Source organism: Pyrinomonas sp. (assembly GCF_040289685.1).
GTDB lineage: Bacteria > Acidobacteriota > Blastocatellia > Pyrinomonadales > Pyrinomonadaceae > Pyrinomonas.
On record NZ_PSLQ01000003.1, the window covers coordinates 22,655 to 42,777 of the forward strand.

The window sequence follows — 20,123 nt, forward strand, 5'->3', positions numbered from 1 at the left end:
AATTTACGCAGTCGGCGCCGCGAGATCAAGCGCGGAATCGGCTGAGCGCCAAGGCTTCAAGCGAAGGGCGCAAGAGACTCTTGCGCCCTCGCAACCGACGGTCTGCTTGACTGCTAGAAGCCGCTGACGTTGAGCCGTCCGCCAGTGACGGTTTTGCCGCTCAAAGAAGAGGTCGGCACCGTGCTTTGGAGGATCGCATCCTTGATCTGTTTAGCGGTTGCCCCCGGATGGGTCGAAGCGTAGAGCGCCGCCCCGCCAGTTACATGTGGCGTGGCCATCGAAGTTCCGCTGAACGAGCTGTAGGTGTTGTTTGGCGTGGTGGACCAGATGCCTACGCCGGGCGCTCCGAGGTCCACAGTTTTGGCGCCGTAGTTTGACCAACTCGGCTTGGCACCGTAACGGTCAATGGCCGCGACGGCGATCACCGCATCGTAGCTTGCGGCTGATTCAGTGCTCGTGCCGACCGAGGTGTTGTAGTTCGAGGGGTAATTAGCTTTACGATCGTTGTTCGTGCCGTTGTTGCCCGCTGCCGCGATGAAGAGGATATCGGCCTTGGCGGCGCGAATGATCGCATCGTGCAGCGCTTGCGAATAACCGCCGCCCCCCCCACGAGTTGTTGGTCGCGACGATGTTCAACCCGTGGCGACGCTTGAGGTCCGTGATGTAATCGACGGCTTTGACGGCATTCGATACGTACCCCCCGTTGGGGCCGAGGAATTTGGCCGAGATAATGGTCACGCGCCAATTGACGCCGACCACACCTTTGCCATTGCCGCCGACGCCGCCGATTGTGCCCGCGACGTGCGTGCCGTGACTGTCGGTGCTGTTGTCGCCTGGCGCTCCGTCGTAGATGGAGTTGTCGTTGTTGTAAAAATCCCACCCGTGAACGTCATCAACGTAGCCGTTGCCATCGTTGTCTATGCCATCGGGCGGATCGTATGGGTTGGTCCAGATGTTGGCCGACAGGTCTTCATGGCGATAGTCGATGCCCTCGTCGATGACGCCGACGTAAACAGCGCTCGATCCGGTGTGGTTGTTGGCCCACGCTTCACCCGCTTGGCTGCCGTATTGGTTGGCGGGCGAAGTCGCATCGCCGTACATGCCCCATAACGAGCCGTTGGTGTAATAGGGATCGTTGGAGACAGCTTGGTGCGTGACGATCCAGTTCGGCTCGGCAAAAGCGACCGCTGGGTGGCCCTCTAGTTCCCTGATGGCCTCGATCAACGTGCGTCCGCGCGGGATGGTGAGACGTTGCAGTTCGCCTTCGCCGGCTTCCTTCATCGGCAAGGTGTGGATGCGTTCTTTAAGCCGCGCCCCGAGACGGCTACGAAGATCGATCTTTTCCGCTTCGCGCGCATCTGCTCTGAACTTGACCAGAAGCTCTCCGGGCGCAAACCGCGGCCCAATTGAGGCGGCTGGTTGCGGTTCATCCATATAACTGGCTTCTTGTGCGCGGGCCATGGTCGGCGCGATGGTCGAGGCGTAGAGTGCAGTGATGGCGAAAAAAGCTAAGAATCTTCTCATGCTCCCTCCGAATCGTTATTTTTCTGGCTGCTGCGTTCGTAGGGCGACGCGCGGTCGAAAATTACGACTTGGACAAGCGCGCCCAAGCGTAAAGAGCTTCTCGCTAGTCCCACCGTCGAGGAAGCGGGCGTTCGAGGAATCGGGCGTGAAAGACGCGGCGAAATATATACTCATGCCGCTCCGCGATGCAAGCCTTTTTCGAACGAGCGTTTCAACTGAACGTTCGCGCGAGACGATTCGGGAGCGTCTTCCAACGCGAGCTTGAAGGCTTGATTTCAATTTCCGCTGGGGAAAAGTGAAGCTTGCTTCCGGCGGGCGAGGTGTGTTAACAGTAGCGACTGAACCGCGACCCACGACCTGCGATTGCGCCGGTGGCGGCCGTCGCCTAGCAGATCGGTCCGCAAAACTTCTTGGAGAGGTGTCTCACTATGTCCTCGTCAAACGTTTCACGCCTGTTCCTCGCGCTCGCTCTTTTTTGCCTTGCGACGGCTGAGTTGTCGGCGCAAGCTCTCGAGGGCAAATTGACGATCAAGGCGGCTATCGTTGACAGCAGTTTGAACGTCAAGCCGTTGCCTAAACAAACGTTCATCATCGAGCGGAAAGATTCTCCGGACAAGCGTTCCAAAATCAGCACTTCATTCGACGGGCGAGCGACCCTATCTTTGCCTGCAGGAGATTACACCTTGAGTTCCGACGCTCCGTTGGAGTTTGAGAGTAAAAGGTATGCTTGGCAAGTCGAATTCAAGATCGAAGCCGGCAAGGAGACAGTGCTCGAACTGAGCAACGACAATGCCATCGTCACCGAGCTTCCAGCGCTGCCGAAGCGGCGCGTGACTGAGGAGGCCGCGTTGTTTGCGCGCTTGCGCGATGGCGTTGTCACCGTAGAAGGCGAATTGGGTCACGGCACCGGGTTCATCATCGATGAGCGTGGCCTCGTGCTGACGAATCAACACGTCATCTCTACGTCGCGAGAGGTGCGCGTGCAATTCGACCGGCGGCGCAAAGTGCGCGCCAACGTCTTGGAGCAGGATGCCGACAAAGATATCGCCGTCCTCTGGATCAATCTGGAAGCTTGTTCTGAGTGCCGCCCACTCAAGTTGGCGCAAGCCACGGCGACCGAGCCCGTCGTTGTCGAAGGCGAGCGCGTCTTTGCCATCGGCAGTCCTCTCAACCAAGAGAAGATTTTGACTTCCGGCATCGTCAGCAAAGTCGAAAAGCGTGCGATCATCTCCGATATCAATGTCAATCCGGGAAACTCAGGCGGCCCGCTCTTTAACTCGCTCGGTGAAGTTATCGGCATTACAACCTTTAGGGATCCTGCGCTCGGTGGACCGGGCGTGGCTGGCATCGTGCGGATCGAAGAAGCGCTAGCACTCATCGACAAAGCGCGCGTGAGCATGGAGAAGGCATCCAAGCCGTCAGCGGAATTGTTGCCGACCGAACCGGAAAGAGCCTTTCCCGTGGAAGCCATCAAGAAGAGGGTCGACGTCAAAAAGTTCGAGACCAAACCCTACAAGATGGAGGTCGGGCGCTACGACGTTCGCGTGCTGACGCCGGTCTTCAAGTTCTACCTTTCGGAAAAGGACCGTCTTGAATCGGCGCGCGAACGCGAGAAGCGCAACAAAGAGGGCGCGCAAGGCACCGTCGATAAGTTTCAGAACTTGCGCAACTGGACCGAGTACGTCGGACAGTTGAAGCCAGTGGTTGAGCTGCTGGCCATTCCTGAATACAAAGTGACCGGCAAGTCGATGTTCCTGTCGGGAATCGTCGCCGCCACAACCGGCATTTCGATCCCGCCCGACGTCAAACTCAAGGCCGACTTCTACGAGATGCAACTCGTCTGCAACGGCGAGCCCGTGACGCCGATTCGACGGCAAAAGGTCGAATATGCGCTTTTCGCGCCGAGTTACTTCAAGATGAAGACGCGCTACAGCTACGCCGGGCTGTACGCCTATCCGCACGACGTCTTCAATCCAAACAAGTGTCAGCGCTTGGAGCTGCGCATCCATTCGGAGGAGAACCCGCAACAACCCGACGTCAAACTCATCCCCCTGCAGACCATGCAAAGGGTCTGGTCCGACTTCGAGGAGTACCGGCAAGAGGCGGAAGCTTCGGCGCAGACGCCTTCCGCGCCGTAAACATCTCGCGCCGATCACTGGCGGAAAAGTGGGCCGCCGGAGACCGAACCCCAACCGTTTCCGACGGCCTCCCAGTTTGAAGTCAGCGAATCGCGGCGCGTTAGCTCTTGCGGCGGATCTGCGCGCTGAACGAGGTGAACTCCCGATCTTTTCGGCAAACGTCCGGCGAAAACCTATCGCTGGCGGTAGATCTCTGCGCCGGACGAAATGAACTCATCGGCCTTCTCGCGCATTCCGGCTTCGAGCGCCGACTGTTCGTCAAGCCCTTTTTGCGCGGCGTATTCGCGCACTTCTTGCGTGATCTTCATCGAGCAGAAGTGCGGCCCGCACATCGAGCAGAAGTGGGCGAGTTTAGCCCCTTCTTGCGGCAACGTTTCGTCGTGGAATTCGCGCGCCGTTTCGGGATCGAGCGAGAGGTTGAACTGGTCCTCCCAACGGAACTCGAAGCGCGCCTTTGAGAGCGCGTTGTCCCACGCTTGCGCGCGCGGATGGCCTTTAGCCAAGTCCGCCGCGTGCGCGGCGATCTTATAAGCGATGACGCCATCTTTGACATCCCGTTTGTTCGGCAAGCCCAAGTGCTCTTTGGGCGTGACGTAGCAGAGCATGGCCGTGCCGTACCAACCGATCATCGCCGCGCCAATCGCCGAAGTGATGTGATCGTAGCCGGGGGCGATGTCGGTGGTGAGCGGCCCCAATGTGTAGAACGGGGCTTCGTGGCAGATATCGAGTTCCTTGTCCACGTTCTCTTTGATAAGGTGCATTGGGATATGGCCCGGCCCTTCAATCATCACTTGGCAGTCCATCTCCCACGCGATCTTGGTCAATTCACCGAGCGTTTCGAGTTCAGCGAATTGCGCCTCGTCGTTCGCATCGGCGATCGAACCAGGACGAAGCCCATCGCCCAAAGAGAACGAAACGTCGTAGGCGGCCATGATCTCGCAGATTTCGCGAAAGTGCGTGTAAAGAAAGTTCTCCTTGTGATGGGCCAGACACCATTTAGCGATGATCGAACCGCCGCGGCTGACGATGCCGGTCATGCGCCGTGCCGTGAGCGGTATGTAAGCTAAGCGCACGCCTGCATGGATCGTGAAGTAATCGACGCCCTGCTCGGCCTGTTCAATCAGCGTGTCGCGAAAAACTTCCCACGACAGATCTTCGGCTTTGCCCCCGACCTTCTCGAGCGCTTGATAGATCGGCACGGTGCCGATCGGGACGGGCGAATTACGGATGATCCATTCGCGCGTCGCATGGATGTTGCGTCCGGTTGAAAGATCCATCACCGTGTCAGCGCCCCAGCGCGTGGCCCAGCGCATCTTCTCGACCTCTTCCTCGATCGAAGAAGAGATGGATGAGTTGCCGATGTTGGCGTTGATCTTGACGAAGAAATTACGCCCGATGATCATCGGCTCCAGTTCCTGATGGTTGATGTTGGCCGGGATAATGGCGCGCCCGCGCGCCACCTCTTGCCGAACGAACTCGGGCGTGATCTCCTCAGGGATCTCGGCGCCGAACCCCATGCCGCGATGTCGGTGGTGAATCGAATCGCGCGGTGCGTCCTTGATCATCTCGCGCAAGCGGGCGCGGCCCAGATTCTCGCGTATGGCGGCGAACTCCATTTCGGGCGTGATCTCGCCGCGGCGCGCGTAGTGCATTTGCGTGACGCGGCGGCCAGGTTTAGCGCGAAGCGGCGGACGACGCTCGCCCGGGAAGATTTCGAGCCGACCCTGCTCGCGGGCGCGACGCAGAGCCTCGGCATCCCGGTAGCCGTCGTCTTCTGGGCGGGCAGCGCGTCCCTCGTACTCTTCGACGTCGCCGCGCGCCAAGATCCACTGGCGCCTAATCGGCGGAAGCCCCGCGCGCACGTCGCCTTTGAAGTCGGGATCGCCCCACGGCCCGCTCGTATCGTAGACGCGCACGGGCGGATTCTCCTCGAGCGTGCCATCCAGACGGCGCGTCGGATGGAGAAGGATTTCGCGGAAAGGAACGCGCACGCCGTCGCGTTCGCCTTCGACGTAAACGCGCCGCGAATTGGGAAAATGTGTGGCGCGGTTTAGTTGTTCTGGTTCTTTTCTCGTCATCTTGTTCCCCTTTGGCGCAGATCCGCGCTAAGCGAATCCGCAAGAAAAAGGTCGCTTCCCGTCCAAAGGGCGCGAAGCGACCTCGTTGGTGCTCCCTTCGACGGCATTACCCGTATCAGGTTCAAGGGGTCTCGCCTTCGGGCGACTCTCAGCCTGCGCCTTTGCCGAAAAAGCGCAAGCTCCCCCGCTCGCATATCCCAGCCTTTCAATCAACCGATAGCTTTTCAATTATACAACAGCTGCGGTCACGTTTGCGCGGGCGGACTTCACCAGTCGGCACCAAGCATATTCTCGATCCTTTTTGCCGAAAAGGGGGTCGCGTAGAACGCTGCAACGCCGTCCAACGCCTCACAGCCTCGAACCTTTTACCGAAAAGAGGCTCTCATGACTGGGCGTACCCTTTAGCTTTTCGTTCGAGAGATGTGATGTCAGGTTTAATCATCATCGATGGCGTTGCGGTGCGTGCCCTTTAGCTTCCGTTCGAGGCAGGCTCCAGTTAGAGTTTTGTGCTGGGCTGCATCCGTGGTTATCCGCTTCACCGACGCTGGAACGTTTTCGGTGGCTGAGGTATGAAATGCGGACGAGCAACGTCCTGCGGTTTCCCACTTCGCACGGAAGATGTGACGAGCATAAGGCTGCTTCTCATCCGGTAGCGAATGGCGATCGAACCTTGCCACCGAAGGCCGCTGCGATTAATAAGGCCGCTGCGATTAATAAAGAGCATCGGCGCATTAGCTCTTGTTAGGGCTAGAATGACCATAGCCCCAAAGCTGCGATTAGAATGAAGAGAGCATCAGCGCATCTGATGGCGGATGGTGATTTGGCCTGCGCTGCGCTCGCAAAGCGGTTCGAGACGCGCTCTTCGATTGACCGAAGCCCACAAAGCGCGGTAGCATCAACTCAGAACGGCGTTAAGCCGATTGGTGGAGAAGCGATGGAAGTCCTTTTGGCGGAAGAGTACGGTTTCTGTTTCGGCGTCGAACGCGCCGTCGAAATGGTCGAAGCGGCCCTGCGCGATGGTGACGGCAAAGTGCGCACATTGGGGCCGCTCATCCACAACAAACAGGAGATGGAGCGACTCGAAGGCGAAGGCGTTTCGACCATGCAAGCGCCAGAAGAAGCCGATGCGGAAACGGTCGCTGTGATTCGCGCGCACGGTGTCGCCCCGCAAGTCAAGCGCGAACTCGAAGCGCGCGCGGCCAAAGTGATCGATGCCACATGCCCGTTCGTCACGCGCGTTCAACGCCTAACCGAACGTGCCGCACGACAGGGGCGCGATGTAGTCGTCGTTGGCAATCCCGACCATCCGGAGATGATCGGCGTGCGCGGTCATGCGCCCGAACGGACCTACATCGTGCGCGATGCGAGCGAGGTTGAAAAGTTGCCGCCGCTTCACGCGCCCATTGTGTTATCGCAAACGACGCTCAAGCTCAAGACCTTCCTCGAGGCTGCCGAAGCCGTTCGCGCCAAGGCTGATGCCGAGCCTGAAGTGGTCAACACGATCTGCTCGGCCACCCGCGATCGTCAAGACGCGGCGCGCGCTCTCGCCAGCCAAGTGGACGCCTTTTACGTCATCGGCAGCGCTCATTCGTCCAACAGCGTGAAGCTTTTGTCGGTCTGCAGGGAGCAGTGCGAGCGAAGCTTTTTGATCGAGACGGCAGATGACATCAACCCGAATGACTTGAAGGGGGTCCGGCGCGTCGGCGTCACTGCCGGAGCTTCGACGCCGAACTGGTTGATCGAGCAAGTGGTCGCGCGCTTGCACGAAATAGGGCGGAAGCAAGGAACTAGTAAGTAGAATAGAAGTTTGAGCGCCGCGCCAAATCGAGAGAGAGCCGATTGATGAAACGGAAAGCGACCTGCAAAGCGTTATCCATAAGTTGGGGAGCGGCGATGGAAGATGCGCCCTTTGATCGGCGACGGGCACGACAAAAGAAGCAAAGCTGATTCCAATAATCGAAGACCGAACTTGAAGGCGCGCGGTGAACGGTTCTATTCCTCTTCCTCCGCGCTTTCAAGCGTTTCGAGAACCCACCGTGCTTCTTCCGACCCGTACTCTTCGGCTTGAATGTAGAGCGCAAAGCGCGCCACTTCGGCATCCACCGGATCCGTCAGCAACCTAACCAACACCGAGGTCGGCGCAAGCGCCAGCGTTTCGTAGGCAATGGCCCGAACCACGACGTTGCTCGAACGCGCTAGTTCGCTGATCTCGGGCGGCGCAAGGCGCGAAGCGAGCGAATCGGCCAACAGATCAACCCGCGCATAGTCGCTTGTGCGCAGGGCACGAATGAGCAGTTGCTCGAAGCTTTCAGCCGAACGGGCTTGTGCGTGGAGCACGGCAGCGCATGTTTCGGCCATGCGGCGAAGCGTCGCCGTCTGTTCAGCGCTCATCTTCTCGCGCGTCTCCACTGCTTGATCTTCAAGCGCGGCCAACAAACGGCTCAACTCCCACTCCGCTCGGGCATCGTACTGCATCGCCCTCGGCGGCGAAGCCGTTTGCAAGGCGCGTTCAACCAGCTTCTTGGTGGCCGGTCGCATGCCCTGCCAGACGCTCGCCACGCGCCCGCCGAACTCTTCCATGGTTGTGTTCAGGCTCTTCTCCATCGCCTCAAACCGCGCGTCGAAAAGGCTTCAACGCGCTTGGCAGTAAACTATAGCGAAAAGTGTGCCAAAGGCGAAGCCTGCCGCACCATCTCTCGGTCGTCGAAGATGATGGTCGCGCTTGCGCGCGATTACCCGGCGGATGCCTCTGCGCTGGAATCTACGTTGTGGTCGATGATCTCGGCAATGGAATCGACCGTGATCTTCACGATCTCGCCGTTGACCTGTTCGAGCTTGACGCTCGGTCTAGTGAGCGCTTGTGTCATTTTGAGGCTGCGGACGGTGCCGCGAAAGCGCTGTCCATCGGTGGTGACGATCTCGATGTTCTCCTTGCCGTAAAGGGGTTGTAGCGCGGCGAGAGTTTTGGTCACTTCCATGTCGGGCGTCCTCCGGATGAAACTCGCGCGGCAGCGGAGAATCGAACTCTCGTTGCCGACACGTGTGGTGCAATCATGCATCAAAGGCATTTTTCATGCCACAACAGAAAACGGCGTCGTTTGCCCGATCCTTATGCGAAACGGGATCCTGTTCGTGCCGAAAGCGTGACGCTTCGTCCATGATCGGCGAACGAAAATGCAACTTCGCGTTGTCGGAGAGCGTACAACTAAACAATGAAGGGGCTGAAAACCAGCCGACCGGAGGCTTTCGATGGAGTCCGAAACGATCTCTTGCGCCAACTGCGGAGCGCAGATGCTGCGCATCTTGCGTTTTTGCCGCCGTTGTGGTCAGCGTTTGACCGGCCCCGTTGACCAACAGGCTGTCACCGAAATCCTTCCCGCCGCTCGAACGGGCGGACAGATGGCGACCGGGTCTCATCCTGAACCGTTGCCCCCGACGAATGCCCAGGGCACAGCTTGCAGACCCCAGAGGTGGAAAAGATACGTCTTCGGGTCCGCTCTCGTTTTGATACTCTATTTCGCCGTGACGGATATGAGAACGGAGCGGAAGATCTTCTTCACGCACCCGAAAGATTTCGACTCCGCGTGGACCAAGGGGTTGTCGGAACGAAATTTATGCGGGATGCGCGTAGTGGATGCCGAAGGGATGCCGGGCGCAATGGTGCTTTCCTCTTCGCCGCCCGGATCGCCGCTGGATCAGGCAGGCATGGTCGGCGCAGATGTGATCGTTGGCCTCGGTGGAAAGCCCGTGAGAAATGCCGAAGACCTGCGGCGCGCGTTGGTCGGAGCGCAGGTTGGGCAGCCGCTTGAAGTCCTCTTCGTACGCGACGGCGAGATGCGAAAAAGCTCGCTCGTGCCTGTTCCTGAAGAAGAGATCGAGCGGCTCGCTGACTCGCAGAAAGAGAAGCCAAAAGCTTATTGGGGCGTCTCCGGCTTCAAGCGCATCTGGATACCGGAATTGAGGCTGTTCGGCGTGCGTCTCGGCAATGTGCGAACTAATCGCCCGGCAGAGATCGCCGGTTTGCAAAGCGGTGATGTTGTGCTCGCCATCGACGATGTTCCCATTCGCACCGAGGAAGAGCTTGTCGCACGCATCGAGCGCACATCGCCCGGCAGCATTGCGTTGGTCGCCGTCTTCCGTCAAGGAGACGTGTTGCGCATTCCGGTCAAGGTAGGGCGCAATGACTGAACCGCGGGTCAACTACCCCATAGCTAAAGCTAGGGGCTTGCGAGAGTAGCGGCCTTGCCAGCGCGCGCGCAGCGTAAGGCGGTCTGGAGACCGGGAAAGACTAGCCTAGCCGAGCAACCGAACCCGGTGACGGTGCTTCGGGGGCGTTCGAAGGCAACTCGCGCCGCCCGCTCGTGGCAGGGCACCGCATAACACGCGGATCCTACGGGTTGCACCGTTACGATTCCGTCGACGGTCACTGTACCTGCACCAGCCAGCGAAGGGCGGTGCGCGTCGCCTCCATGAAAGGACGGCTGGGACTCCGACACGGGACACAAGTACTGCACCCACGATACGGTTTCTGTTACGTTGAAGGCCACAGAAACGGGCGACTTAGCCTGCACCGGATGGAGGATGGCAAGCGACTCTGCCAGGACGCTTGCCGGAAGGAGATTGTTCTGTTGGGGACTTGTAGCTGGAGGGTGTGGGGACCAAAAAAGCCGAAGTCAGAGAAAGGAGGAAAAAGTGGCGCTCCTCCCCAGGTCTGAAGGCCGGGGTCTGTAGCGCCACTGAAATCTGATGAAAAGGTCATGCCCTCCGATGCACCCTGCCAACTGCTTGTCCTGCCTGTCAGCAAAGAAGACAAAAGGCACGCCCTCTGACCTGCCCTGCCAAACGGGGCATCTTCGAGCGCAAAAGTCGTTTAAAAAAGCAAAAACCTCTTGACGTACAGTCAATAAAGGTGTTAGTTTGATCATTAGGCTCCGCATGCGGAGCTTCGGCTGCCGAGGAGAACGAGCGCGCACTAGGAGAACCGCGTTGTTGGCGGGCCGCAAGCTGCTGGTGGCGGATGAATCCGTCGCCGTTCAGAAGATCGTCGCATTGACCTTCGCCGATGAAGGGATGATGGTTGTTGCGGCGAGCGACGGAGAGCAGGCGATTGAAACGCTCCGGTGGGAAGCGCCCGACATCGTTCTCGTCGACGTCAACCTGCCACGGCGCGATGGTTATGAGATTTGCGCCTATGTCAAAAGCCGCGAGAGCCTGCGACATGTTCCCGTCCTACTTCTGGTGAGTGTTTTTGAACCTTTCAACGAAGCGGAGGCGCGCAAAGTAGGCGCGGATGGAGTCTTGACCAAACCCTTCCAATCGATTCGAGACCTAGTAAGCAAAGTCGGCAACCTGTTAGGCGGAAAGCCCGCGGAGGAAGCTTCTGAGAAGCGTCCAGAGGATGCCGCAGAGAAGCGGCGTTCGCCGCAGGCTGGTCCTGCGGCGCGCGCGACCACGGGCGATCTCGCAACGGATGATCGGACCATCAAAGCACGCCATGCGTTTACGGAGGCGGGTGCGCCGAGCCGAGCAACAGACAGCACCCGCGAGCAAGCTAACGTCGCGCCTGTTACGGAAGTTGTGGGAGCCAAAACGATGCCGCTCGATTTCCAAGCGGACGCGCAACCTATCGCGCTCGAAGAGGAACCGCTCGAGATGAGCGAAAACGAATCGGTGGCCACGCAGGAGGCGGACGATTTCGTGCTCGATTTAGGGGACGACGTGGGGGCGTCGCCCGTCGTCGAGTACGCTTGCGAAGAGGCGTTCGTGCTCGAATTGGATGATGAGCCGATGGCCGCAGGTGCGGTCGAGCAAAAAGCTTTGATCGTCGAACGCGCGGCAGAAGATGCGGCGATCGAAGAGTCCGTGGGGAGCGAAGAGGTCTTCGAGCTTGAGATCGAGCCGCTTCCCATCGAAGAGCAGCGGGAGGCGGGGACTTACGTCTTCCAGGAAGATTCGACGCGAGAAAAAGCGATCCCGACCGTCAGCGATGAAGCTGAGGCTTCGGTCATCGAGGAAGCGACGGTCGCTGCGCAAAGCCCTGATGATCCTGGGCGCGTCGCGTCAGTTGCGCGCGTTCCTGAAGCTCCAGCGCCGAACTTGGCCGTCGCCAGCGCCGTGCCGGACGAACGAAGAGAAGCGGCAATCGTCGCGGGCGCGCAACAAGCCTCCACAACGGATGATGCAATGGTCCGACTTGTGGACCAATTGCCGCCGGAAGCGATTGATGCGATCGCGCGGCGCGTGGTCGAACGCATCTCCGAGCGCGTTGTTCAAGAGATCGCTTGGGAGGTCGTGCCGCAGTTGGCTGAATTGATGATCAAGCGTCAACTGGAAGAAGAGCGCGCGCGTCGGCAGTAGCAGGCTTTTGGATTTTCGCGCGGAAGATCGAGACGAGATTTGCTGCTCGTCTCGATCTTCGCTTTTCAAGCCATCTTCGGCGAAGAGAGCTCCGCTGATCGCTTGCATTGAGGCGCGTCGTTGGTTCACTGCTCGGCTCTCCCAAGCGGAAATCCGATCGCTTACGTTGATGCGCGTCGTTGGCTTGCTGTCGGTGGGGCGCTGACGGCTGCGAATCGAACGGACTTCGACTTTTGGTCGCGCGGGGATTTGCGCAAGCGGCGACGCGCTGCGGCTCGACGCGACTTCAAGCACGATGAGGCTTCCGCCGACCGGTTTGTTCCCCGGCGTGCCATCCTTTACTATGTTTTCGTCGCCGCGCGAATTCATGAGGCGAAACAAGAGTGGTTTGTGCCGCAGCCGCCATCGCTTTACTATGGCGACCTGTGGCGCTTGGATCGCTTAAATCTTTCTTGAAAGAGTTGCAGAGCGAGATGGCAGATTCGACGCAAACGGTGAAGCACACTGATTCGGACATCCCGAAAGCTTACGATCCGCGCTTGGCCGAATCGAAGCATTATCAACGTTGGGAGGCGCAAGGATGTTTTGCACCGGAGAGGAACCGCGACCCTAAAGCGCCCGTTTTCTCGATCGTCATCCCACCGCCCAACGTGACGGGTTCGCTTCACATGGGCCATGCGTTGCAGCACACGTTGATGGACGTGCTCACGCGCTACCATCGCATGTGCGGCTATCGCACGTTGTGGTTGCCGGGGACCGATCACGCGGGCATTTCGACGCAGATCGTCGTCGAGCGCGAACTCAAAAAGGAGGGGTTAACGCGCCACGATCTCGGGCGTGAGCGTTTCGTCGAGCGCGTGTGGCAGTGGAAAGAGCAGTACGGCTCGCGCATCACGGAACAGTTGCGGCGCGAAGGGGCGTCTGTTGATTGGTCGCGCGAACGCTTCACGATGGACGAGCGTTTGTCGCGCGCCGTGCGCGAAGCCTTCGTTCGTCTCTACGAAGAGGGTTTGATCTATCGTGGCGACCGCATCATCAATTGGTGTCCAACCGATCAAACGGCGCTCTCCGATCTCGAAGTCGAAAAGGAGCCTCATCAAGGCAAGCTCTACTATTTGCAGTATCCGATCAAAGGCAGCGAGCGGCGCATAACGGTTGCCACCACGCGCCCCGAAACGATGCTCGGCGATACGGCGGTGGCCGTCAATCCGCGCGACGCGCGCTACCGCGATCTGATCGGCCAGACGGTCATTTTGCCGCTCGTCGGGCGCGAGATTCCGATCATCGCTGATGAGGCGGTCGATCCCGAGTTCGGCACGGGCGCGGTCAAGGTCACGCCAGCGCACGACCCAAACGATTACGAAATGGGACGTCGTCACCACTTGCCGCCAGTCGTCATCATGGACCAGCACGCGCGCATGACCGAAGCGGCTGGGCCGGAGTTCGTCGGATTGGACCGGTACGAAGCGCGCGAGCGCGTGGTCCAGCGTTTCAGCGAACTGGGCTTGCTCGAACGAGTTGAGGACTACGAATTCGCCATTTCGCGCTGCGATCGGTGCCGCACGGTGATCGAGCCGTTGATCTCGACGCAGTGGTTCTGTCGCATGAAGGAGATGGCGCAGGCGGCGCTCGATGCGCTCGCCCGAGGGCGCGGACCGCGATTCGTGCCCGAAGTCCCATGGACCAAAGTTTACGGTGACTGGTTGGAGAACATTCACGATTGGTGCATCTCGCGCCAACTCTGGTGGGGGCATCGCATCCCGGCTTGGTACACCGAAGATGGCCGCACCATCGTCGCGCGTTCGGAAGAAGAGGCGCGCTCTCTTGCCGGGACGGATCAGCTCGAACAGGACCCGGACGTGTTGGATACGTGGTTCTCGTCGGCGCTGTGGCCCTTCTCCACGCTGGGCTGGCCCGACGACACCGACGATCTGAAGACCTTCTACCCGACTTCGGTGCTCGTCACGGCGCGCGACATCATCTTCCTGTGGGTTTCGCGCATGGTGATGACCGGCTTGAAATTCGTCGGTGAAGTGCCGTTCCGCGACGTGGTGATCACCGCCCTCATCCTCGACAAGCACGGGCAGAAGATGTCGAAGATGAAGGGCAACACGGTTGACCCGCTCGATCTTTTCGACAAGTACGGCGTGGACGCGACGCGCATCACGCTCGCCGCGGCAAGCACCGGGACGGACGTGCGTTGGCGCGATGAGCAAGTCGAATCGTTCCGCAATTTCGCCAACAAGATCTGGAACGCGGCGCGCTTCTGTCTGCTGAACGCCGAGGGCGCGACGGTCGGAGGCGGATTTTCGGAAGATCGGCAGCAATGGGCGTTGCATGATCGATGGATCGTGTCGCGGCTCGATCGCGCGACGGAGCGCGTCAACGCTGCGATCAAGAGTTACGAGTTCCACGACGCCGTGCAAGCGCTCTACCATTTCTTCTGGGATGATTTTTGCGATTGGTACATCGAGCTTACCAAGGTCGAGATTACGGCCAGCGAAGCATCGCCCGCAGTCGTGGACGCGCGCAGCCGCCTGCTCACGATCCTCGAACAAGCGCTGCGGTTGCTTCATCCCTTCATGCCCTATATCACCGAAGAGATCTGGCAACGGCTTCCGGGCGTCGGCGCAGCGCAGTTGCATCCGGCTTACGCCGACGCCGAACCGACCATCATGCTCGCGAGCTTTCCGCAGAACAGTCCGATGCAACGGGATGAGCAGGCCGAACGCGAGATGCAAGCGGTGATCGACCTTATCAAACGCGTACGCAACATCCGTTCGGAGATGAACATCAAGCCCGCAGAGCAAGTGCGCGCGTTGGTGGGCGCACCGGATGCCCGACTGCGCGAGGTCTTCGCCGCTTACGTGCCGCACATCGCACGCTTGACGCGCGCTTCCGAAGTGGTGATCGGTGAGCGGCTTGAAGCGCCGCGCGCTTCGGCTCGCGCTGCCGTTTCGGGCGGCGCAGAAGTCGCCATCCCGCTCGAAGGTCTGATCGATTTCGACGTCGAGCGCGAGCGATTGCAGCGCGAAAGGATGAAACTGCAGAAGGAGTTAGAGAAGATCAACGCGCAATTGATGAACACGAGCTTCATCGAACGCGCGCCCGCCGAACGGGTCGCCGAAGTCCGTGCACGTTTGGCCGACATCACGCAGCGCATGAAATCTCTCGAACAAGCTTTGGAGGCACTGGGATGAACTGGCTCGATGACAACGCGCTCTTTTCGCAAGTCGGGGCCTTTCTCAACGAAGATATCGGGCGCGGTGACATCACGACGCAAGCGATCGTCTCGCGCAACGCGCACGCGCGCGGTCGCTTCATCGCCAAAGAACCGCTTGTCGTCGCCGGACTCGAAGCGGCTGAAGCGGTCTTCGCTTCGCTCGATTCGCAGCAGCAGATCGAAGCCTTCGTCGCCGATGGCGACGAAGTCGAAGCCGGAAAGACCATTGCGCGCACAAGCGGTTTCGCCGATGTGCTGCTCGCGGGCGAGCGCGTCGCGCTCAACCTCTTGCAGCGGCTTTCGGGAATCGCGACGCTTACGCGCCAGTTTGTCCGCGCCGTCGAAGGGACGCGCGCGCAGATCGTCGATACGCGCAAGACGACGCCGGGCTTAAGGATGCTCGAAAAGTATGCCGTGGTGATCGGCGGCGGACGCAACCATCGCTTCGGTTTGGACGATGGCGTGCTCATCAAAGATAACCATATCGCGCTTGCGGGCGGCGTGGCGACAGCGGTAGAGCGCGCGCGCCGCTCAGTCGGCCATCTACACAAGATCGAGATCGAGGTGTCGAACGAACGGGACTTGCGCGAAGCGATCAGAAGCGGCGCGGACATCGTGCTGATAGACAACCTAACGCCCGAAGAAACAGCACGACTCGTCGCCATCACGCGGGAACTCGCGCCGAACGTTTTGATCGAGGTCTCGGGCGGCATTACGCTTGAAAACGTGCGCGCCTATGCGGAGACCGGCGTCGATTTCATCAGCGTCGGCGCGCTCACCCATTCGGCGCGCGCTGTGGACATCAGTTTCAAAATACAGCCCGGCTGATGGGCCGCGCTCGTCCGTAGCCTCAACAAGAGGAAGGATATGAACGTCGGTTAAGGATGTGAAGATTCAGTTTCGTAATACACAGCCCGGCTGATGGCTTTTGCGACGTGGGACGAAACGTAACGCGCGAGAAAGCGGCTTCCAAAAGAGGGTGGAACGCCGCCTGCCAGCAGCGCGTGTAACCTTTCGGGTCCTCGTCGCCTCCGAGGCGAAGTCCTCGCTTCGAAGCGCGAGGGAGGAGAGGTCGGATGAATGGAAACTTTTGGGTCATGCTGGCGCTCGCCTGCGTTATCGCCGCGTCAGCGGGGCACGATGTCGCCGCACAACAAAGACGGCCTGCCGCGCCCGCTCCGACGAAGCAGAGCGATGAGCCGCGGCTCATCAGCACGGCGGAGGATGAAGCGAACGCTGCGCCGCGGCGCGCGCCCAGTGCAAATAAAGAGGAAGAGGTCGAGGATCTGCAGCGCACCGTGCGACGCCTATCGTCGCAAGTCAACATGCTTGCCGCGGAGCTGAAGGAATTAAAAACGCAGCAGCGCACGCTCGTCGATCTCGAAAGACTGTCGCGGGCTGAACAACGCGCCGATAACTTGCGCGCGCAGCTCGCCGATGTGCAATCACGCGAAGCTGACACGAGAGCGAGACTTGAACAACTCGAGTACGAATCGGACCCTGCAGGCATCGAACGGCGGGCTGCCCTGATCGGAACGACGCGCCCCGAAGAGGTGCGCGAGCAGATACGCCGACAGATAGAGAGCGAGAGGGGTCGTCTGCGCGCGCAGCTCGATCTGCTCGTCGGTCAGCGGCAACGTTTGGAAGCTTCGCTGGCGCGAACCGAGAGCGAGATCGAACGGCTACGCGCCCGGCTCGACGAAGCGGAAACAGAAGAGCCACTGAAAGAAGAGAACGCAATGCCGCCGGAACGCACGCCGAGCGCCGCACCGCCAAGCGCCGCGTCGCCGGAACGCATCCCGTGATGATTCCAGTCAGGAGTTTGATGCGGTCGGTACGCTGCCGCTGACGTCCCTGCCGAAACGGTGGCGCTCGTCACGATTTCGGTTGGAGTTTTCATGCCGCCGGCAACTTACAACGGCGCGAGGCGATGAACGCTGGACCGTAGTTTTAAGCTCATCGAAAAGCAATATGAGCGCTTTATCGCAAGCGGACGTCTATCGTTTGATCCGCGAAGCCAACGCGCGCGGCGAGAGAGTGATCGTGGCGACGGTAGCACATACGCGCGGCTCCACGCCGCAAAGACGTGGGGCGAAGATGCTCTTCTTTCAAAACGGCGAGGTGGCTGGCACAGTCGGCGGCGGATGCGTCGAAGCGGAAGTGTGGGCTGAAGCGCGCGAAGCAATGCGTAGCGGGAGGCCTTGCCTTCACGTCTTTCGCCTGACGGCGGATGAGGCGAGCGAGCAAGGCATGGTCTGCGGCGGCGTGATGGAGATCTTCTTGGATGTGTGGGATCCATAAGATCTCGGCGTTGCTGGAGGTGGCGGCCTCGGACCGGTGCGAGGAGCCGTGCGCGTTCTCAAGCGACGAGACTCGGACGCCCGCCAAGCGCGGGCTCGATGGGCTTCGAAAGGCTTCTTGCGCCGCGAAGATCATGCGCCGGCATCGACTCGCTCAAAACGGTTCGCCCGGCAAAAGTCGGTCGTGCCGGGCACGTCACAGCTAGCGCGCGACCGCGCCGTTCGCTTCAGCTTACCTCCGTCTTTGGGCCGAAAGCCCTTGTCTTTAAGACATGGGGTTGACATCCTCCCCACGGCTAAAGCCGGGGGCTCCCGGCGGCGCGTTCTGGAGGTGGCCACAGGCAGACAATGGGGCTGTCCGAAAGGGTTTTCGCGTGTCCGTGCTGTGGTATGGTCTTAGATCGCGACTACAACGCGGCGAAGAATATTTTGGGATTGGGGCTGCAATCCCTGGGTATACACCCTAGAAGCCCCCGGCTGCGCGCCGTGGGGAGCAGTCACACGCTTTGCCTCTCTCTGAAATCTATCAGAGATCCGCTCAAACGGCGTAAGGCCCAGCGCGCACGATACCGTCCGTCGGTTGAGGAGCGGCTTCAACCGCCCATCGTTCGAGCATTGCTTTCGCGCGCGGAAATGTGACAAACTCCGCGCACGTCGGTTGCGGCGAAGCTCTCTTTTTGCGCATCGGCGGTCGCCACTCGCTTTGAACGCACGTGGAGGCTTTCGTGTTGCGAGGAATCTTTCACACCAAAGATCTCGATTCGATCCTAGCAGAAGCCGAAGGACCCCAGTTTTCGCTCAGACGCGCTCTAGGCGCGGTCAACGTGACGATGCTCGGCATCGGCGCGATCATCGGCGCTGGCATCTTCACCACTGTAGGAACGGCGGCGGCGGGCGATGCATCGCGCCCTGGCGCTGGTCCATCTTTGATGCTTTCGTTTGTGATCACGGCGGTGGTCTGCGCTTTCACGGCGCTTTGCTACGCCGAACTCGCCTCGATGGTTCCGATCTCCGGTTCGGCTTACACCTATTCTTACGCCACGCTCGGCGAGATCATCGCGTGGATCATCGGTTGGGATTTGATCATCGAGTATGCGGTCGGCAACGTCGCCGTCGCCATCAGCTGGGCCGGTTACTTCAACGCGCTGTTGCGCTCGGTTGGCGTCGATTTCCCCGCATGGTTGGCGACCAATTACCGGACGGCTTCGCCCGAAGTGCTGGCCGCTGCGCCAAAGATCTTCGACATCCCGATCGTCTTCAATCTGCTCGCCTTCGGCATCGTGATGTTGATCACGGCGGTGCTCGTTTGGGGCATACGCGAGTCGGCGACCTTCAACGCCGCAATGGTGCTCATCAAGGTCAGCGTGTTGCTCTTCTTCGTCGTGGTCGCATTGCGTCATATCACGCCGGCGGAGCTGGTGGAGAACTGGCGCCCCCTTCAACCGAACGGATGGGCTGGGACGCTGGCCGGTGCCGCCGTCGTCTTCTTCGCTTACATCGGGTTCGACGCCGTCTCCACCGTCGCCGAAGAGACGCGCAATCCAGCGCGCGATCTGCCCATCGGCATCATCGCTTCGCTCGTCATCTGCACGTTCATCTACATCGTCGTTGCGGCGACCTTTACGGGCATCATTCCGTATGAAGAGTTGCGGCGTCTCCCTCCAAGTAGTCTATCCGAGTCGCTCACGCTCGCCTTGCAATACCGCGCGCCGCAGGCGGCGTGGCAGCAGACGGTGGTTGCCATCGGCGCTGTCGTTTCGACCACTGCCGTGCTGCTTGTCTTTCAACTGGGCCAGCCGCGCATTTTCTTCTCGATGGCGCGTGATGGTTTGTTGCCGCCTTCGTTTGCACGCGTGCACCCGAAATTCAGGACGCCGCACGTGACGACCATCGTCACCGGACTGATCGTCGGCGGAGTCGCCGGCGTTGCGAGCATCGACGAGATGGTTGATTTGACCAACATCGGCACGCTGTTCGCTTTTGTGCTCGTCTGCATCGGCGTCATCGTCCTTCGGTTCAAAGAGCCGAATCGCGCGCGTCCGTTTCGCGTCCCCTTCGGTCCGGTTCTCTTGCCGGCGCTTGGCGCTGCCTCGTGCATCTTTTTGATGTACTATCTTCCTCCGGCATCTTGGTGGCGTTTCGTCGGTTGGTTGATGTTGGGGTTGTCGATCTACACTTCTTATGGTTACACGCGCAGCGGCGTCGGGCAGCGTTTGGGACGTCCGCCGCGCACGCCTTTGACGTTGAAGGTCGCCGCCTTTGGCTTTCTGCTGATTGCGCTCGGACTGTTTTTGATCCCGCATGATTTGAGCGCCAAAGATCTGTTCAGCGCGTTCGGGCGTTCGGCGATGGCCGCCGTTTCTTCGACGGAGGTCGCCAGCCGACGCACGCTGCTCGGCGGGAGCATGATCGCCGTAGGCGTGTTGCTTGCGGCGATCGGCGTTGTGTCGAATAGAAACGGCGTGCGCGCGAAGTGATGACCTTCCTCGAAGGCGAAACATCG

14 protein-coding genes, 1 pseudogene and 1 riboswitch are annotated in these 20,123 nt (G+C 59.9%); of the genes and pseudogenes, 10 read left to right on the forward strand and 5 right to left on the reverse strand.

Annotated elements, in window-relative coordinates:
• Positions 1 to 113: 113 nt before the first annotated feature.
• Positions 114 to 1,524 (reverse strand): annotated as a pseudogene (locus tag C4334_RS01505) (S8 family peptidase).
• A gap of 428 nt (positions 1,525 to 1,952) precedes the next feature.
• Between C4334_RS01505 and C4334_RS01510 the strand changes: the two are divergent.
• Positions 1,953 to 3,662, forward strand: a complete 1,710-nt coding sequence (locus C4334_RS01510) for a S1C family serine protease (protein WP_352430311.1) — start codon at positions 1,953 to 1,955, stop codon at positions 3,660 to 3,662.
• Between the two features lie 173 nt (positions 3,663 to 3,835).
• On the opposite strand, the gene thiC is transcribed toward C4334_RS01510, so the two are convergent.
• Entirely contained in the window at positions 3,836 to 5,740 is a 1,905-nt protein-coding gene (gene thiC / locus C4334_RS01515) for a phosphomethylpyrimidine synthase ThiC (protein ID WP_352430312.1), read from the reverse strand.
• Positions 5,741 to 5,815: 75 nt separating this feature from the next.
• Positions 5,816 to 5,936: riboswitch (TPP riboswitch) on the reverse strand.
• A gap of 738 nt (positions 5,937 to 6,674) precedes the next feature.
• Between thiC and ispH the strand changes: the two genes are divergently transcribed.
• Positions 6,675 to 7,538 (forward strand): 4-hydroxy-3-methylbut-2-enyl diphosphate reductase, encoded by an 864-nt coding sequence (gene ispH / locus C4334_RS01520; RefSeq protein ID WP_352430313.1) that lies wholly within the window; start codon positions 6,675 to 6,677, stop codon positions 7,536 to 7,538.
• Between the two features lie 194 nt (positions 7,539 to 7,732).
• Here the strand turns inward: ispH and C4334_RS01525 are convergent, their stop codons facing one another.
• The 3 genes from C4334_RS01525 to C4334_RS01535 all read right to left on the reverse strand — a co-directional run bounded on the left by C4334_RS01525 (position 7,733) and on the right by C4334_RS01535 (position 9,157).
• Complete coding sequence (locus tag C4334_RS01525; RefSeq protein ID WP_352430314.1) at positions 7,733 to 8,344, reverse strand: hypothetical protein; 612 nt, start codon at positions 8,342 to 8,344, stop codon at positions 7,733 to 7,735.
• 128 nt (positions 8,345 to 8,472) lie between these two features.
• A complete protein-coding gene (locus C4334_RS01530) occupies positions 8,473 to 8,718 on the reverse strand; it encodes a hypothetical protein (RefSeq protein ID WP_352430315.1) in 246 nt (81 codons plus the stop codon).
• 73 nt (positions 8,719 to 8,791) lie between these two features.
• On the reverse strand, positions 8,792 to 9,157 hold the full coding sequence (locus C4334_RS01535) for a hypothetical protein (RefSeq protein WP_352430316.1): 366 nt from the start codon (positions 9,155 to 9,157) through the stop codon (positions 8,792 to 8,794).
• Between the two features lie 114 nt (positions 9,158 to 9,271).
• Between C4334_RS01535 and C4334_RS01540 the strand changes: the two genes are divergently transcribed.
• From C4334_RS01540 to C4334_RS01575, 8 genes are all read left to right on the forward strand, one after another.
• Positions 9,272 to 9,928, forward strand: a complete 657-nt coding sequence (locus tag C4334_RS01540) for a PDZ domain-containing protein (protein WP_352430317.1) — start codon at positions 9,272 to 9,274, stop codon at positions 9,926 to 9,928.
• An 801-nt stretch (positions 9,929 to 10,729) separates the two neighbouring features.
• Positions 10,730 to 12,097 (forward strand): response regulator, encoded by a 1,368-nt coding sequence (locus C4334_RS01545; RefSeq protein WP_352430318.1) that lies wholly within the window; start codon positions 10,730 to 10,732, stop codon positions 12,095 to 12,097.
• 473 nt (positions 12,098 to 12,570) lie between these two features.
• On the forward strand, positions 12,571 to 15,297 hold the full coding sequence (locus C4334_RS01550) for a valine--tRNA ligase (RefSeq protein ID WP_352430319.1): 2,727 nt from the start codon (positions 12,571 to 12,573) through the stop codon (positions 15,295 to 15,297).
• Complete coding sequence (nadC, locus tag C4334_RS01555; RefSeq protein WP_352430320.1) at positions 15,294 to 16,148, forward strand: carboxylating nicotinate-nucleotide diphosphorylase; 855 nt, start codon at positions 15,294 to 15,296, stop codon at positions 16,146 to 16,148. Before C4334_RS01550 ends, nadC begins: the two co-directional genes overlap by 4 nt.
• A 248-nt stretch (positions 16,149 to 16,396) precedes the next feature.
• Positions 16,397 to 17,125: a hypothetical protein gene (locus tag C4334_RS01560; RefSeq protein ID WP_352430321.1), complete on the forward strand. Its 729-nt coding sequence runs from the start codon at positions 16,397 to 16,399 to the stop codon at positions 17,123 to 17,125.
• Between the two features lie 166 nt (positions 17,126 to 17,291).
• Entirely contained in the window at positions 17,292 to 17,621 is a 330-nt protein-coding gene (locus tag C4334_RS01565) for an XdhC family protein (RefSeq protein WP_352430322.1), read from the forward strand.
• Between the two features lie 347 nt (positions 17,622 to 17,968).
• Entirely contained in the window at positions 17,969 to 18,259 is a 291-nt protein-coding gene (locus tag C4334_RS01570) for a zinc ribbon domain-containing protein (RefSeq protein WP_502943379.1), read from the forward strand.
• An 86-nt stretch (positions 18,260 to 18,345) separates the two neighbouring features.
• Positions 18,346 to 20,097, forward strand: a complete 1,752-nt coding sequence (locus C4334_RS01575) for an amino acid permease (RefSeq protein ID WP_352430323.1) — start codon at positions 18,346 to 18,348, stop codon at positions 20,095 to 20,097.
• Positions 20,098 to 20,123: the final 26 nt, after the last annotated feature.